The sequence below is a fragment of the Cohnella sp. GCM10020058 genome (assembly GCF_042683485.1).
GTDB lineage: Bacteria > Bacillota > Bacilli > Paenibacillales > Paenibacillaceae > Cohnella.
Window position 1 is genome coordinate 142,088 of record NZ_JBHUJV010000001.1, and the last position, 17,569, is coordinate 159,656.

Consider the following 17,569-nt stretch of genomic DNA (forward strand, 5'->3'; position numbering starts at 1 on the left):
AAGCGAGCTTGGGAGGAGGTGCAGCGGCATGCGGTTTTGGAACAGTCTGCACACGAAGTTTTTCCTGACGTACTCGCTCCTTGTAGTTGCGATCATTCTATTGGTTTGCACGCCGATGTACGTATATCTGCAAAATAATATCGAGAAAAACACGATCTCCAGATTTGACGAGACGGTCTCGAAAATCAAGGATCGTCTGGACGAGCGCGTCAACCAGTTCGATGTCCTGAGCAAGCTGCTCTATTGGTCGTCGATCACCAACGACAGTCCTGCGGTCAACTACCTGAACGGGCTCGCGAGCTCCCAGGATTTCTACGAGCGTTACCAGTTGCGGGGCTCGCTCAAAAGCTTCGTCACGATGCTGTCGACGGTATACCCGGACGCCGTCAATATCCGCATATTCACGACGGAGGGGGATCTCATATCCGACAGCGAGGACGACCGCACCTCCGTCGGCTCTTACGAGCAATACGAAGAGCTCAAGCGGATCGCGGCCACCAATGGGGAGACGCTCTTAAGCTACGAGCAGCGCGATCCCTGGAATGCGGCGAACGCATGGCCCGTATTCGTCTTCAGCCGCATGCTGCTGCCGTGGGAGACGAGGGCCGGCATGCTCGAGGTCATGGTCAAGGCGGACGCGCTCGTGGATCTGGAGACGCTTAGCCAGATCAAGGGCGCGCAGCTGAACCTGTTTTTTGGAGACGCGATTATTTATTCGACGGATAGCGGCAAAAACGGACTTACACAGGCGCAGCAGCGGGAATACGGCCGATTGAAGCAGCAGTCCCCGTCGGAAAATTATCCGTTCATGTCGACGTCATTCGGCAACAAGCAGTATGTTTTCTACAAATCGAACGAGCAATCCGATTTTACCGTTATGCTGACCGTTCCCAAAAAGGTCGTGTTCGCATCCCTGGTCAACTTCCGCAACGTCGCGATTGCGGCGATGCTCCTTCTCATTCTGATCTCGGTCGCGCTGTTCTATATTTTATCGAGGATCTTGACCCGGCCGCTCAAGGAATTAAAAAAATCGATCGACCGGATCAGCCTGGACGAAAGCGACGAACAGCTTAATATGGACAATAAATACGAGATGGACGAGATACACCTGATCAACCGTTCCTTCCGGAACATGAGCGAGCGGTTAAAAAATTCGCTGGAGGATACCGTCCGGTTTCGTACGCTGCAGCTGCAGGCGCATTTCGATATGCTGCAAGCGCAGATCAACCCGCATTTTCTGTTCAATATGCTCGGGTTCATCCAGTCCAGCGCAGAGGACCGCAATCTGGATCAGGTGAGCGCGCTAAGTCAGAATCTGCTCGGCTTTTTCCGCTACTCGATCTCCACGCAATCCCCGATCATTACACTGGAGAAGGAGATCGCCTTTACAATTCAGTACCTGGAGCTGATGAAAATCCGCTTCGTGGATAAACTCCAGTACAGGATCGAGGTGGATGCGATGCTGACCAATCTCGTCGTGCCCAAGCTGATCCTGCAGCCGCTCGTCGAGAACAGCATCCAACACGGATTCAACGAATCCACGAACTGCCTGGAGGTCGTCGTCAGCGCTTATGTCGAAGCCGCCCACTGGGTCATCCAGATCGAGGACAACGGCGTCGGCATTACGGAGCAGCGGCTGGCCGCGGTCATCGCGAAGGTGGAGGATTATCTCAAGCAAATGCTCTCCAGCGCGGAAGGAGAGGGGATGTCCCAGGGCGGCATGGGCGTCGCCAATTCGATGGGCCGGCTGAAGTTCATGTTTAAGGATCATTTTACGTACGAGATCGAAAACCGGGAGGACGTCTCGGGCGTCCGCATCCGCCTGCAAGGGCCTCTAAGACGGTAAGCCTGCTGCAGCTTCGGACTCGGCATAAGGAGAAATGCTCATGCGCATCATGCTGGTTGACGACGATCCTTTTTCTATTGAAAAGCTCAGAGCGCGCATTCTGCAGCTCAGCGAGCAGCTCGGCACCGTCTTCGAGATCGTCTCCGAATGCTACAGCGGGCTCTCCGCGCTGGAGCAAATGCCGCTGACGAATCCGGACACGGTATTCACCGACATTCAGATGTCCTCCGTTAACGGCATCGAGCTGGCTAAGGCGATCCAAATTCGCTGGCCTTCCGTTCATGTCGTCGTCATCAGCGCCTACCCGATGTTCGAATACGCGCGCGAAGCGATGAAGGCGAACGTGGTGGAATATTTGCTGAAGCCGGTCGATACGACGGCGCTGCGCGAAGTGCTGCTCAAGCTGCTGGATATGAACCGGAATCACAGCTATAACAGGTCGAGGGAGGTTCTGCACGGCATTCTGAGCGGAGCCCTGGACGGGGCGCTCGAAAACAGCGCCGTGCAGGCGATCTTTCCATTCGCGGGCTATCGGATGCTCCTCATCCAAAATGTCGAAGCGCTGTACGACGTCAGATTGTTGATGCCGAAGAGCGATTTTGACTTCGAGCCGATGCGCCGCGAGCTCGGCATGCATATGGATAAGCGGGAGCAGAGCTGGTTCCTGCCCTCGGACGACCGCAAGTCGATCCTGCTCATCTTCGGCTTGTTCGATTTGGATCCGGGCAGGTTCCCGCAGCTGCTCGAGGCGACCCAGAAGTGCTGCGCACGCGACGGCGTCCTCCCTACCATCGTTTATAGCGCCCCGTTCGAACAGCTTGAAGAGATCCGCTCTTTGCACAAGCGGCTCTTCGTCGCGTTGTCCGAACGGATCGTCATCGGCAAGCCTCGCACGGTAGCCTTGGAAGACGATTTTGCGGAGCCGGCCGCGCAGTTCTCCGCGACGGACGAGAAGCGGCTCGTGCTGCTGCTGCAAAAACGGGACGTGCCCGGCTTGAAGCGCCTGATCGCGGGCCTGTTCGAAAATTGGGAGCAAGGCGACTGCACGAGCATGATCGCCGAGATCGATCTCAAGCGGATCGTTCACTTATTTGAGCAGCAATACCGCACCTCGTCCGTGTCGCAATACAAAACGCTCGAAACGCGGATCGAGGAGCTCGTCGATACGTGCCGCACGTTCGGAGAGCTGGAGGAAGCGTTCTTCACGCTGCTGGCCAGCGCGTTCCAGTTTGCGGGAGAGGACTCGGGCGACGGAGACGCCAGGCAGTTGTTCGACAAGATCGAGATGTATATCTCCTCCAATATCGGTCAACCGCTCTCGCTGCAGACGCTAACCGACCATTTCCACGTTTCCCGGACGGTCATCTGCAACCTTTTTCGCGATTATAGTCACAAATCCTATGTCGAATATTTAACCTCGCTGCGCATGAAGATCGCGCAGGACCTGATGCGCGACTATCCGAAAATGCTGAATAAGGAAATCGCCGAGATCGTGGGCTATACCGATCAGAATTATTTCAGTCATGTCTTTAAGACGGTAACGGAGATGAGTCCGACCCGTTACCGCGAGAGTTTGACCCGGCCCGGCGGATAGCCTTTATCACGCTTATTCGCCAGCGCTTCCGTTCATCCGGAATTCCGATGGCGTCAGCCCGGTGATCAGCTTGAACTGATGACTGAAGTAATGAATGCTCGTAAAGCCCAGTCTCAGCGAGATCGAGCTCATCTTCTCGCCGTGCAGCAGCGCCGCCTTGGCGAGACGGACCCGCTCGCTGATGATGTAATGCTTTGGGGCAAGACCGACTTCTTCCTTGAACAGCTTGGAGAAATGAATCGGGTGATAACCGCACAGATCGGCGAGCTCGGCAACGGACCAGTTGTTGCCGGGCTGACCTTGTATGGCTTGGATCGCAAGCTCGATTCGGTTGTCCTTCGGGCGACGGCCGTTCCCGGCGATCAGCTGCCTGAAGATGAGCGTAATCGCCTGCATCATCAGCGCGCGAAGCGCGAACGCGTATCCGATTTGCTCTTGCTCATATTCCCGGACCATCCTCGTCAGAATCGGCTCCAGCCCGGATACGGAGGCGACGGTCGGCATGACGGCATCGCCTGAGTTTCCGCCCCGCAGCGTCAGCGCTTCGGCCTCTCCGCAAGACATGCCCGCATCTACGAAGCGAAGCGCGTGGCCGGGGTGAACGGGTTCGGGACTATCCCGGTGCCAATGGAAGTGGAGGCTGAAAAAGTCCGTCGGTTCGGTCACCGACAGAAAGGTGGGGCAGCCGGGACCGTAATAGGCGAATTCCCCTTCGCTTATCGTATGGACGCAATCCCCCGCCCTGAACGCGGCACGACCCGATACGACGTAGAACAATTGATAATCGGGAATGATCCGGTGTCCCCAATTCTCGCCGGCGCGGGCCGAGCTTCTGTTCGCGAAATTAACGGCAGGCATCATCCGGTCGAGCGGCACTTCACGCATCTGCATAGGTCGGCTCCCGCCTTCATATCGATTAAAAAAACGCAAATGAATGTTGGTTTTCGGGAAATACACAATCTCTCCCGCTTGATAAGATAGCGCTATCACCAACATCATATTGAAGGACAGGGAGAGGTGCAAGGACTATGTTGAACGCAAGCCGGTTGGCGGAATTCGAGAGGAACGGGTTCATTAAGGGAGATGTCGTGCTAAGCGATGCGGAGGTCGAACGCCTGCGGGAAGAATTGGACTGCGTGATGGCGGGCGAATCGGTGAAGAAGCCGGTCCTGAGCCACAACATGCGCGAAGAGGAAGCCGAAAATTTATATAAAGGAATGAAAAAAAGCGTCAGCGACAAGGTGGTGCAGATCGTCAATATCTGGATGGCCAGCGACGCCTACCTGCAGCATGCGGCCCATCCGGTCATCTGCGAAGAGATCGCCCAGCTGTGCAAGACGGATACCGTACGCGTCTGGCACGATCAGATCCAATACAAACCGCCGATTACGGGCGGGCCGACGCCCTGGCATCAGGATCATCCCCTGTGGCCGATCATCCAGCCGGCGGACCTGGTGAGCGCGTGGGTGGCGCTCGACGACGCCGTGATCGAGAATGGCTGTATGTGGATGGTGCCCGGCAGCCATAAATGGGGAGATCAACAAAAGTATCTCGCGAGCACGGAGGACTTCAAGCCTTACCACAAGCAGCCCGAACTGCTGCCGGCCGACGCGGTCGTAGAAGCCGTTCCCTTTGAGATCAAAAAAGGACAGGTGGGCTACCACCACAGCCTCACCTGGCATGGCAGCCCGCACAACAAGTCGGAGCTCAAGCGGCGCGCAATCGCCGTCCATTACATGCCTGGACATACCAGGTACGAGCCGACCAGCAAGCATCCCATGCTTCCTTACGTGACGGTGGAAAAAGGCGAGCTGATGGAGGGCGAGCACTTCCCGGTCGTGTACAGCACGCTGTATAAATGAGGCATGAACGAATCGTTTAAAATGACGGCCCTAAATGATAGATTTCTATCGTTCGGGGCCGTTTTCGTGTGTGGCAAATGCGTACATAATTGAAGACGCGGCAGGACGATTTTCTATTCCTCGCGGATGAAAGCGGTTCTACAATGAATGGGCGCGCGACGTATGCGCGCGGAAATTAGAACCCAACCACCAACCTATAAAAAAGGCGGTATCCCCGATGAAGCTAAGCTTCCGCATTCTCGTTCCCCGATACGAATCGGAGGAAAGATTCAGGGAATTGCTCGACTTTTTACAAAAGCACCGCAATGCCGTAGACGAAATTATGTTATTTACTGAATATTGGCATCAAGGCTATAACCCGCTCGATTGGTTCGGCGAGCTGTGCCGCATCATGAAGGATCGGCTGTCGAGGCTGCGCGAGAGCGGCTTCGATAACGTAGGTATCAACATGCTGGCGACGCTCGGCCACTTCGACGAAGCATGGGACTGGCTGCCCGACGTCCCGTTTCAGGGAACCGTCGGGCGGGACGGTTTGGCCTCCAAAAGCACTTTTTGTCCGAATTCGGAACCGTTCCGCGAATATATCGCCCGCAAGTATACGCTCGTTGCGGAAGCCGGGCCGTCGTTCGTGTGGGTCGACGACGACATTCGCATGTTCGGTCTCGGTACAAGCGATTATGCCTGCTTCTGTCCGACCTGTATCGACATCTATAACCGGAAGCATGGCACGTCGTTCTCGCGCGAGCAATTGGTCGACGCATTGAATGCTCCGGACGGCGGCGAAACGCGGGAGAGGTGGGTACGGCAAAATGCCGAATCGATCGAACGGCTGCTCGCGCATATCGAAGAAACGGTGCATCGCGTGGACAGCAAGATCGAACTCGGCCTGATGACGGTCAGTCTCGGCATCTCCACGTATACGGGCGTGGACTATCCAGGGTGGTTCTCGGCGCTGAAGGCGCGCAGGGCGAGGCCCGGCGGCGGTTTCTTCGACGATGCCAAGCCGTTCGGACTCGTGCGCAAAGCGCATGAGATCAACCGGCAGATCGCGCATTACCCCGAATTCGTCAACGACATCCAGTATGAGCTCGAGAATTTTCCCTTTCATCGCTTGTCCAAGTCTGTTCGCATCACGATCGAGGAATGCACGGCCGCCATCGTATCGGGGTGCAACGGCGTCGCCTTCGACGCGCTGAGGGGCGAGCTGGGTTCGCTGGAAGAATACCACGAGCTGATGGACGCGATCGAGGCGATCCGGCCCCGCTGGGCCGAAATCGAAAGGATTGCCGGCGCATACGGAACGGGCGGCATGTATCCGGCATTGTCCCACCTTCACGAGGCGAGAAGAACGGTGGACAACGGCAACTGGTTCGACAGCCTGTCCGTCGATAACAGTCTAAACTTCTACACGCTCAGCGAGGTCGGTTTCCCTTTGTCCATGAACGCGGCGGAGGCCCGCGGCACGATTCTTTGCGAAAACGCGGCGGAAGGCTACTCGACCGAGGAGCTGCGGGAGATGCTTCGCGGCGGCGTACTGATGGACGGCAAATCGCTTGCCATTCTGACGGCCAGAGGACTTGGCGAATATTGCGGCGCGGAAATCGTGCGGACATACGATAACGGCGTCACCGAGGTTTTGACGGGAGACCCGCTGAACGGAGACGACGTCGGCGAGCAGCGCGACGTCCGGTTTTCGATGAAAAAAGGCACCGCATACGAGCTGAAGCCGACAAGCGACAAGACGAGGGTGCTCAGCAGGCTCGTGAGCTACACGATAGACGAACTCGGCCCGGTGTCGACGGTATACGAGAACGAATGGGGCGGCAGGGTTGCCGTTCAAGGGTATGCGCCGTGGCAGATGATCCACTCCGGCTTCAAGCGGAAGCAGCTGCTTTGCATCGGCGAGTGGCTGAGCGGCGGGCATCTTCCGGCCTTTATCGATAAAACGCTGCGGGTCGTTCCGTTCGTTAAATATGCGGCAGACGAGAGCGGCTGGCTGATCCTGCTGCTGAACGCTTCGTACGACGAGACCGGGGCGTTCGAGGTCAAGCTGGGTTACCCGCAGGCTGCCGGCAAGGACATTTATGAGCTGCTGCCCGACGGTACGAGCGTCAAGCACCAGCATGGCGTCGCTTCTACCGGCGAAGGGCAGCGGCCGACGCTGTCCGTAGACAATGTCGGCGTCTGGCAAAGCCGGATTTTCTATACCCAATAAACCCAATAAGAGGACTGGCGAGGTGAACCGAATGAGCGGCAAGCTGAAGCTCTACGAATTAAAGACGGAAAATACCGTTAATCCGCTTGGAATCGGCAGCACGGCGCCCTTGTTCAACTGGAAGCTGGCATCGGACCGGCGCGCCGAACGGCAGACCGCGTACCGGATTGTCGTCGATCGCGACGAGGAGCGGCTCGGCCGCGAAGCAGGCGAATGCTGGGACAGCGGCAAGGTCGAATCCGACGAGACGCTGCAGCTCCGCTACGCGGGCGAGTCGCTGGCGTCGGGAAGCCGGTATTACTGGAAGGCGATGGCGTGGGACAAAAACGGCGAAGCTTCCGAATGGAGCGCTCCCGCGTGGTTCGAGACGGGATTGCTTCGACCCGAAGAGTGGGTCGCCGAATGGATCGGCGGCGATACCGGACGCAAACCGCTGACGGGGGCGCAGTGGGCATGGCATTCCCTCGACCTGTCGACGGACGGTTCTGCGGATGGTTCTGCTGACAGCGCTGCGGCCGACAATACCGCGGACACTGCCGCCGATAACCCCGCCAACGGCGCTGCAGCCCACCCGCCGCGTCTCGTCCATTTCCGCAAAGCCTTCCGGGTGCCGGCGGGCCGGACGGTTCGCTATGCGTTTTTCCATGGCACGGGCGGATCGCGGTTCACCGTCTTCGTGAACGGGAGCACGATCGCCAAGCTCAATACGCGCTGGAAGCAGGATTGGACGTCCCCGTTCGTCTATATCGATTTTACCGCCAAGCTGAGAGACGGAGAGAATGTCTTGTCCTGGGTCGTGGAGCATGCCGAATCGGGCGAGGCGGGGATCATCGGCAAGTTCGAGCTCGGCTATGACGACGGCTCGGTCGAAACGATCTTGACGGACGAGACGTGGCGCGTGTCGGCCGAGTCGGATGCGACGGACGTGTCGGGCACGGCCTGGAAGCTCGCGAATCACGACGACGCCGACTGGGCGCCGTCGCGGACGATCGCGTCTTACGGCGACGCGCCATGGGGCGACATTCGCCGTCGCGGCTCCGCGCCGCTGCTCCGCAAGGAATTCCGGGCGAAGCAGGCGGTGAAGTCGGCCAGGCTGCATGTCGCCTGCCTGGGTTACTTCGAAGCGCATCTGAACGGGCAGCGTCTCGGAGACGGACTGCTGCAGCCGGACTATACGCAATTCCCCAAGCGCACGTACGCGATCACGTTCGACGGCACGCAGCTGCTTCAAGAAGGCTTGAATTGCATCGCATTCGAGCTCGGGCGCGGCCACTATGCCTACGGCAAAGACTGGATCGGCGATAACTTCAGCCGTCCCGATCCCGCCACGGGGACGATCGAGCCGAAGGTGCTTGCGCAGCTGCGGATCGAATACGCGGACGGCACGACCGAGACGATCGCCACCGACGGTTCATGGCGAACGACGGACGGTCCGACGGTCGACGACAATATCTGGTACGGCGATAAGTACGATGCCCGGCTCGAACGCGCAGGCTGGCAGCTTGCGGGCTACGCGGACGGCGACTGGACCGCCGCCCATACGATGCTGCCGTACGATGGCCGCGTCGAGTCCGCTTTCGTCCCTCCGATCCGCATCGTAGAGACGATCCCGTGCGCCGAGCTGCCGAGTCCGGCGCCGAACGTCTACGTCTACGATGCCGGCCTCATCACGGCAGGCTGGGCCAAGCTGACGGTGCAGGCGCCCAGAGGCACGAGCGTGAAGCTTATCTACGGAGAGATTCAACGCGAGGACGGTTCGCTCGATATATGGAAGGAAGGTTACGACCATCAGTTCTGGGAAAATCCGCAGGAGGACGTGTACATCGCCAGCGGCGACGGCATCGAGACCTGGGAGCCTAAATTCAGCTACAAGGGCTTCCGCTACATCCAGATCGAGAGCGCGGTGAAGCCGGTGTCCGTCGAAGCCTGCGTTTTCCATAACGATCTGGAGACGATCGGCGCCTTCGACAGCTCGAACAATTTGTTGAACCGGATTCACCAGGCGATGAAAAACACGATGCTCAACAATTTCCACAGCATTCCGACGGATACGCCGTTCCATGAGAAGAGAGGCTGGACGGGCGACGGACAAGCGATCGCGGAGTGCGCCTCGATGAACTTCGATATGTCCGCGTTTTTCGCCAAGTGGACGCAGGACATCGCCGACTCGCAGCAGCCGGCGGGCGAAGTCGCCCATACCTGTCCGGGGCCGTTCCTGTACCTGACGCCGACGCCCGCCTGGATGAGCGCCTTCGTCATCGTGCCGTGGACGTTGTACGAGTACTACGGCGACAAGGAGACACTTCGCAAGCATTACGACGGCATGAAGCATTATATGCATTACGAGCTGAACAGGCTGAAGGACGGGGTGAGCTCGGACGAGAGCTATGCGGATTGGGCCGTACCGGGTCCGTTCATCGGGCCGGAGGGCGGTACGCTGCTGGCGACGGCATACGTCTCCTACAGCTGCACGCTGATGTCGCAAATCGCCGGCGTGCTGGGCAAGGCGGAGGACGCCGCTTACTTTGCTGACGCGCAGGCGCGGCTGGCCGATTCGGCGAACGAGAAGTTCTATGCGCGCGAAAGCGCCGAGTATCACACGGAGATCGAGGCCGGTTACCGGCAGACGTCCAACGTGCTCCCGGTGGCGTTCGGCATCGCGCCGGAGGGCGAGATCGGCCGCGTGGTGGACCGCCTCGCGCGAGACATCGTGGAGAGCAAGGGCGGACATCTGGATACGGGCTGCTTCGGCACGAAGTATCTGGCGCCGGTGCTGACCGAGCACGGGGAGGGCGAAGTCGCGTATGCGCTCGCGACAAAGGAGACGTTCCCGAGCTGGGGCTACTGCCTGGCGGAAGGCGGCACCTCCTTCTGGGAAGCCTGGGAGTCGAAGACGCGGTCCTACGACCATTACTTCCTCGGCACGATCGACGATTGGTTTTTCAAGCATCTGGCCGGCATCAAGACGATGTCCGACGGATATAAGACAAGCGTCATCAAGCCGTATATCCTGGGCGATATGACGTATGCCAGCGGCACGGTCGAGACGGTCCGGGGACGGATCGGCTCTGCGTGGCAATTAACCGCGGCGGGGCTTGTCCACGAGGTGACCGTGCCGGTCAACACGAAGGCGCTCGTGTACGTGCCAAAGGCCGGAAGCGGCAAGCTGACGGAGAGCGGCATCGCCGCGGAGTCGGCGGAAGGCGTCCGGATCTTCGGCGAGGACAAGCGCTATTGGAAGCTGGAAGTCGGATCGGGCACTTACCGTTTTGCGTGCGTGTGATTATACTTGCGTTCAATATTCAAGAAGAGCCTGTACGTTTTTCTATATATCAAGGGAATATTAACACAGTAATATAAAGGAGCAGTCGACGCAATGGATCAACCGGGCCTGGAAGGAGAGCCTTGCTGGGACATTCGCTTAAAGCTGAAAGGGCAGGATACGAACGCGTTTATTTTCAACTAATGGGGGTTACAGACGATGGCAAACAAAAGAAAGTTATCGGTCTCGCTTGGTCTCATTTTGGCGTTATCCACCACTCTGGCAGCATGCGGAGGCAACAACAATAATAACGCGGCGGGAGGAAGCGCTTCTCCGAGCGGTTCGGCGCCGGCAAGCTCGGCTGCGGCATCCGAATCGGCTGCGCCTGCCAAGGATCCCGTCGAGTTGACGTTCATGGGCCCTACCTCCTGGATGGCCGGCTCCGGCGTTCAAGATATGCTCAAAGCCTATGAAGCCGCTACCGGCAACAAGATCAAGCAGGAAGTCGTGCCTGACGATCAGTACCTCAACGTCATGAAGACGAAGATGTCTACGAACGACGCGCCGGACCTCTTGTTCCACAATAAAGGCTTCAACTATATTCCTGCCAACTTCCTGGAGCCGATCACGGGTCCGATCCTCGATCGCATCGACCCGACGGTCGCGGCCGTCACGACGATCGACGGCAAGTTCTATCAAGCGCCGGTCGCGCCGCACAGCTTCTATGGCGTTATCTATAACACGGAAGTGTTCGATAAGGCCGGCATCAAGGTGCCGCTGAAGACGTATCAAGAGTTCATCGCCGCAGCCGACAAGCTGCTCGCGATGGGCGTTACTCCGCTCGGACTCGCAGGCAAATCGACCTGGACGGCCAACCAGCCTTACCTCGTCGGCGGCGCCTATGTGTTCGCGAAAAATCCGGATCTGGCGAAGCAAATTTCGACGAACAAGATCAAGCCGGCCGATTCGCCGGAGTACCTCGAGATGATTAATCGTTATGTAAGCCTGAAGAAGTATATCGCGAAGGATTACCTGTCCTCCGATCAGCCGATTATCCAAAAGGGACTGCTCGACGGCACGATCGCCATGGAATTTTATCCGGACGTCACTTACGGCGATTTTGAAAAGGAAGACGCCGCGAAGGCAGAAAAGCTCGGCTACATGCCGTTTACGCTCGGCGACGATTATATCGCCGCTACGTTCCCGCCGACGGACGAGGCCGCAATGTCGATTCCGGTCAACGCGAAGCACAAGGCCGAGGCGAACGACTTCATCAACTTCGCGACGCAGAAGGACAACTTCATTTTGCTGAACTCCAAAGACGGCATCCCTGGATCGGGCATCTCGCCGTACAAGGACTTCACGGTCGGCCTGAATCACTTCCAGCAATCGATGGCGGACATGATCGCCGCGAACAACATTCCGGCCGCGCCGTTCCTGCTCGGATACCTCGATCCGAACTTCCAGCTGGGCGACTTCAACAAGCACGTGAACGACATGATGGCGGGCAAGGCGCCTGCGCAAGCGCTTGACGATTGGTACAAGGATTACGCCAAGGTGAACAAAGCCGCCAAAACAGAAGGTTTCTAATTAATCGTAAAAGGGATAATCCTATGAGACATTCAGGGGATTATCCCTTTTAAGAAAGGTGGTTGCTATGGTTCCCAAAATGATTTTGAAAAATTACCCGTTTCTCTTTATCGTCCCCGCAGTCATCCTCTACACCGTGTTTTCGGTTGTTCCGAGTTTTGTTGGTCTGGCAGCTGCATTTACGGATTGGTCGACGTTTTATCTGTTGAAGCCGACGTTCGTCGGACTGCAAAATTTCAAGGATTTGTTCGAATCGTCCGGGTTTCTCGGCGCGATCAGACACACGTTGGTGTACACCGTGCTGCATACTGTTTTCGTCATCGCGCTCGGTTATGGCCTTGCCATCATTCTGAATAATCAGGTGAAGTTCAAAAATGCGTACCGGGTCATCATCTTCTCCCCGGTCGTGATCAACCCGCTCGTCATTTCCCTGGTTTTCAGTGCTCTCTATAATCCAACCTACGGACCCATTAACACGTTCTTCCGAAAGATCGGGCTCGGATCGCTTGCCCAGAATTGGCTGACGGAACCGAAAATCGCGTTGTACTCTGTCATCATCATGGGCATATGGGTCGGCTTGGGCTCGACGGTCGTCATTTTCCTCGCTGGCCTGCAATCCGTGTCCGCGGATTTCTACGAATCGGCTACGATCGACGGTGCCGGCGGCTTCAAAAAGTTCCGTTATATCACGCTGCCCCTGACCATGCACGCATTAACGATCAACACCCTGCTCGTGCTCATTTCCGGCCTGAACGTGTTCGGCGAAGTATATGGCTTGACCAACGGCGGACCGAACGGAGCGACCGAGGTATTCGGCACCTTCATTTTTGCCAACTTCTCGCAGGGCATGTACGGATATGCTGCGGCGGCGGGCCTAGTCTTCACGGTTGTAGTTAGTATCTCCAGCTTTACGCTTCTTGGCTTGTTTAAGAAAATGGAGGTCGAATACTAATGCAGCTGCTTAAGAGATGGAGGCTTACGCCGACGCGGGCCATCCTGGAAATTTTGATGATCGCCGTCGCCCTTTGTTACTTGATTCCGATCTGGATGGTGTTCTCCAACTCGCTTAAGGATTCGACGGGCGCGGGCCTCATGGGTTTGTCGCTGCCGTCCAAGCCGGTGTGGGACAATTACGCGATCGTATTCAGGGAGTCCAACATATTAAGGGGCCTGTATAACGGCCTGCTGCTGGGCCTGATCACGGTCGTATCCAATGTCGTCGTCGCTTCGATGTGCTCTTTTTACCTGGCCAGAATCAAGCGAAAGATTTCGACCTTCTTTTACAACTACTTTATCGCCGGCCTTATCGTTCCCGGTTCGATCATTCCGATCTACCTGGAAATGCGTATTCTTCACTTGAACAACACATATATTGGTTTGGTCATGCTCTTCGTTACCGCCACGCTCCCCTTCGGCATTTTCCTGTTCACCGGGTTCATCAAAACGATTCCCCGCGAGATCGACGAAGCTGCGATAATCGACGGCAGCAATCCCTACCAGCTGTATTTCCGAATTGTTTTTCCTTTGTTAAAGCCCGTAACCATCACGGTATCGATATTCGTCTTTATCGCCGTTTGGAATAACGTTGCTTATTATCTGTACTTCTCCAAATCGACGCAATACCCGCTGCCGCTCAGTATTTACTCTTTCTTCGGGAAGTACAGCCAGAGCTGGAACCTGGTGTTCGCGGACATTCTGGTAGGCATCATTCCTTGTTTGATCCTGTTCATGTTCGCGCAGAAGTACATGGTATCCGGCATTACCGCCGGCGCCGTCAAAGGATAAGAAGCAACGACCATTCCAAGAGCGATGAGGAGAGGATTCGGCATGAACATTTTGGCGATTGGCGCGCATCCGGACGATATCGAGGTGTTTTGCGCAGGGACGCTGCTGAAGTACAAGCAGCAGGGTCATGACATTTTCATTGCACTCACGACAAGCGGGAACATCGGCTCCAACGAGTATGACAGCCGGGAAGAAATCGCGCAGGTGAGGGAGCAGGAACAGCTGGAGGCGGCCACGCTCCTGGGAGCCGAGGTGAAGTTCCTCCGGTTCGACGACCAGGGCCTGCAGGACACGCCTGAGACGCGGCGCGCGGTCATCAATGCGATCCGCTGGGCGAATCCGGACGTGATCCTGGTCAATTATCCGGGAGATCCGAGCACGGATCACGCCATCACCGGGAAAATCGTGAGCGAAGTCATCCTGTCGATACCCGGCAAGCTGATTCCAGCGGACGAGCCGCCGATCGCCAAAAATCCTTCTCTCTTCTATTACGGAACGCCGGTCGGCATCGGCTTCGAGCCGGAAGTGTACGTGGACATTACCGACGTGTTCGAGACGAAAAAAGAAGCGTTGGCGATGCACAGGAGCCAATACGCCTGGATGGACGTGTATCAGACGCACGGCTTGATCGACATCCTGGACATCACCGACAAGTTCAGAGGGCTTCAAGCGGGATTCGTCTATGCCGAAGGCTTCAGAGCTTTCCGGATCCACGGCTATATGCCGAATTTCAAATTACTTCCGTAAAGGTGGAGGGCTGCAGGCGATGAAACTGCAATATAGTATGGCTCACGAACCTTTGCTCGACCTGGTGACGAGAGACGCCTTGGCCGAACAGATGAAAGCAGCCGGCATTCAGAAAGTTTGGATCGCCGGATTTTTCTCGGGCAAAATGGTCGATCTCGAAGAACTGAAGGAAGCAAAAGCATTTGCCGAATCGTACGGCTTCGAGGTCGGCGCGGTTACGATCCCGATCGGGCACCCGGGCAACGCGCTCAATCCGGACGACCCCGACCTCGATCTGGAGATTCCGAAAACCTGGCATTACCGGGTGGACAACCTGGGAGAGACGGTGTATTTCTGCGGGGCGGTCGATCTCTGCCTGATCGAGGACAACGGCAGGGCCGCCAGGCTGCTGCGCGAAGCGGGCTTTAAGGAAGTGTTCCTGGACGACGACCTGCGCGTCGGCAACTTCAACGAAAATATCGAAGGCTGCTATTGCGATGTGTGCCTGTCTGAATTTAACGGGAAGTACGGTCGCTTGGAGACTAGAGAATCGTTGATGGCGCAGCTGACGAAGAAGGTCAACCCGGAATTGGCGAAGGATTGGGTGGCCTTCCAGTGCGACAAGATCACGGCGGTCATGGAAGCGACGGATCAGGAAGGCGTCCAGGCCGGCATTATGGTCATGCACTTCGGCGACGAGCGGCACGGGGTCGACATTCCCGCGATCCGCGAACGCATCCCGGACGCCCTGTTCCGGGTCGGCGAGCTGCAGTTCAACGACGGGAGCTTTACGAAGCCGTACGCCAAAGCGGAAGAAATGCTGGGCATCGCCTATCATCTCAATTTCCTGGACCAACGGCTCGCTTACAGCGAATCTACCATTTTCCCGCCGCGCTCTCTTAAGGAGCATAACCTGGTGTACAAGGCCAAAATGGCGATCGCTTCAGGGCTGGAGAACGTTCTTTTCATGAGCGGAACATGGGTGCTGGAAGAAAGCTATTGGAAAGCGATTGCGGATGCGCTTCCAGTGCTGCGGGAGCTGGATAAGGCGACTGCGGGCGCGGCAAGAAGCCATCCCGTACATCTTGCCTATGGTACGCATGGCGCTTATGCGGAGCCGATCGTGCCGACAAGCTTGCCGGTGCTTGCGGGGCTGCCAGTCAAGCCGGTTCGCGCGGACCAGAACAGCGAAGACGGTCAACTGCTTTTGTTTTTCGGCGATTATGAGCTGACGGCGGAATGGGAGAAGAAGCTGTCTTCCTACCGGCAGGTGATATTCGACCGGAAGGCTGCGCTCAAAAACAAAGAGGCGCTGGATCGGTTGACGCCGGACGCTGCGCATCTGACGATCTGGGATCACAAGACGACGACGAGGCCCACCAATGAAGAGCTCTCCTTGCTTCAACAACGTGTAGGCGATGGCGATTGGCAGTTCCCGCGTATCGTTGAAGGGAGCAGTATCGGCTTGATCTGGCTCGAGGAGACTGGCAGGGCCATTTTGTTCAATCTGCTCGAGACGGACAACCATGGCGCGGTAAGGATTGCGGGCGCGCAGCACGCTGTCTCCCTGAAGCCGTTATCCTTTGCAACGATCGACAGCGATGGCGCATGGACCGAATACGATACGCAGGTCGAACTCGGGGGTTGACGATGCAAAAGAAGGTATGGCTATGGACGGGCTTGAACGAAGTGATGTCAGCCGCAGCCGAGCGCGGGGAACCGGGCTTGGGCGAAGCGGAGATCCGCATCGTGTCGATCGGCATTTGCGGTACCGACCTGCATATTATGAGCGGCCACGCGGGCTTCGGCGAGCCGCCGCTCCCGCTCGGCCACGAATTGGCCGGGGTCGTAGAGCGGATCGGTCCCGGCGTAGACGGGTGGCAGCCCGGAGACCGCGTGTGCATCGATCCCTTGATCGGCTGCGGCGTCTGCCGCGAATGCCTGGCCGGCAACAAGCACCGCTGCGCGCAGTCCGGCGAGATCGGGCTGCACGATCCCGGAGGCTGGCAGGAGTATCTAATCGTTCCTGCGGCGAATCTCTACCGGCTGCCGGCCTCCGTCAGCTTCGAGGAGGCGACGCAGGCCGAGACGCTGCATTGCTGCCTGGGCGGCATCGATAAATTGAATATTCGCCTGGGGTCCCATGCCGCCGTGATCGGGGACGGTCCGACAGGCTTATATTACGTGCAGCTGTTAAAAGCGGCCGGCGCGAGCAAGATCACCTTGTTCGGATTGCGGGACGGCCGGCTTGAATTGGGGCGCCGGCTCGGCGCGGACGTCACTGTCAACTTGCGGTCGTCCGATACGGCTGCGGTTGCGGGTACGGATGCGATTGCGCCGGAGACGCAGGATATCGCGATCGATGCGGCGGGCAACGAAGCGTCGCTCAAGCTCGGCATCGAGCTGCTGAAGCGGGGCGGCCAGCTGCTGCTGTTCGGGCTGCCCGGCCATCCGATTCTGGCGGACATCCAGGCGGTCGTGCTGAAGGAGTTAACGCTGGCGGGCTCGACCAATGCGCCGCAGGTATGGCCGCGGGTGCTCGAGCTGATGGCTTCCGGCGGCGTGCAGGTGAAGCCGCTCATCACGCAGCATTATCCGTTCGAGGCGTTGGACCAGGCCATTGCATTTGCCCGCAACGAACCGGATGAGGCGATTAAAATCATCGTCAGCCATTCATAAGACGCAGGAG

12 protein-coding genes are annotated in these 17,569 nt (G+C 57.5%); 11 read left to right on the forward strand and 1 reads right to left on the reverse strand.

What is annotated here, in order from left to right:
• Positions 1 to 28: 28 nt before the first annotated feature.
• Both ACFSR7_RS00650 and ACFSR7_RS00655 read left to right on the forward strand, forming a co-directional pair.
• Positions 29 to 1,846 (forward strand): sensor histidine kinase, encoded by a 1,818-nt coding sequence (locus ACFSR7_RS00650; protein ID WP_378158414.1) that lies wholly within the window; start codon positions 29 to 31, stop codon positions 1,844 to 1,846.
• Positions 1,847 to 1,886: 40 nt separating this feature from the next.
• A complete protein-coding gene (locus ACFSR7_RS00655) occupies positions 1,887 to 3,440 on the forward strand; it encodes a response regulator transcription factor (protein ID WP_378158416.1) in 1,554 nt (517 codons plus the stop codon).
• Between the two features lie 12 nt (positions 3,441 to 3,452).
• Here the strand turns inward: ACFSR7_RS00655 and ACFSR7_RS00660 are convergent, their stop codons facing one another.
• On the reverse strand, positions 3,453 to 4,331 hold the full coding sequence (locus ACFSR7_RS00660; protein WP_378158418.1) for an AraC family transcriptional regulator: 879 nt from the start codon (positions 4,329 to 4,331) through the stop codon (positions 3,453 to 3,455).
• 137 nt (positions 4,332 to 4,468) lie between these two features.
• Here ACFSR7_RS00660 and ACFSR7_RS00665 point away from each other — a divergent pair, with 137 nt between their 5' ends.
• From ACFSR7_RS00665 to ACFSR7_RS00705, 9 genes are all read left to right on the forward strand, one after another.
• Positions 4,469 to 5,302 (forward strand): phytanoyl-CoA dioxygenase family protein, encoded by an 834-nt coding sequence (locus ACFSR7_RS00665; RefSeq protein ID WP_378158419.1) that lies wholly within the window; start codon positions 4,469 to 4,471, stop codon positions 5,300 to 5,302.
• Positions 5,303 to 5,519: 217 nt separating this feature from the next.
• Positions 5,520 to 7,517 carry an alpha-amylase family protein gene (locus ACFSR7_RS00670; RefSeq protein WP_378158420.1) on the forward strand — a complete coding sequence of 666 codons (1,998 nt, stop codon included), beginning with the start codon at positions 5,520 to 5,522 and terminating at the stop codon, positions 7,515 to 7,517.
• Positions 7,518 to 7,548: 31 nt separating this feature from the next.
• Positions 7,549 to 10,800, forward strand: coding sequence for an alpha-L-rhamnosidase (locus ACFSR7_RS00675; RefSeq protein ID WP_378159049.1), 3,252 nt, complete (start codon positions 7,549 to 7,551; stop codon positions 10,798 to 10,800).
• 198 nt (positions 10,801 to 10,998) lie between these two features.
• On the forward strand, positions 10,999 to 12,369 hold the full coding sequence (locus ACFSR7_RS00680; RefSeq protein ID WP_378158421.1) for an ABC transporter substrate-binding protein: 1,371 nt from the start codon (positions 10,999 to 11,001) through the stop codon (positions 12,367 to 12,369).
• A gap of 67 nt (positions 12,370 to 12,436) precedes the next feature.
• The gene (locus tag ACFSR7_RS00685) at positions 12,437 to 13,321 is read left to right on the forward strand and encodes a carbohydrate ABC transporter permease (RefSeq protein WP_378158423.1); all 885 of its coding nucleotides are present in this window, start codon (positions 12,437 to 12,439) and stop codon (positions 13,319 to 13,321) included.
• Complete coding sequence (locus ACFSR7_RS00690) at positions 13,321 to 14,154, forward strand: carbohydrate ABC transporter permease (RefSeq protein ID WP_378158425.1); 834 nt, start codon at positions 13,321 to 13,323, stop codon at positions 14,152 to 14,154. The genes ACFSR7_RS00685 and ACFSR7_RS00690 overlap by 1 nt, the downstream gene beginning before the upstream one ends.
• Positions 14,155 to 14,196: 42 nt before the next feature.
• Entirely contained in the window at positions 14,197 to 14,901 is a 705-nt protein-coding gene (locus ACFSR7_RS00695; protein ID WP_378158426.1) for a PIG-L deacetylase family protein, read from the forward strand.
• Between the two features lie 19 nt (positions 14,902 to 14,920).
• Positions 14,921 to 16,528, forward strand: coding sequence for a hypothetical protein (locus tag ACFSR7_RS00700; protein ID WP_378158428.1), 1,608 nt, complete (start codon positions 14,921 to 14,923; stop codon positions 16,526 to 16,528).
• A gap of 2 nt (positions 16,529 to 16,530) precedes the next feature.
• Complete coding sequence (locus ACFSR7_RS00705; RefSeq protein WP_378158430.1) at positions 16,531 to 17,559, forward strand: zinc-dependent alcohol dehydrogenase; 1,029 nt, start codon at positions 16,531 to 16,533, stop codon at positions 17,557 to 17,559.
• The last annotated feature ends 10 nt before the right edge of the window (positions 17,560 to 17,569 follow it).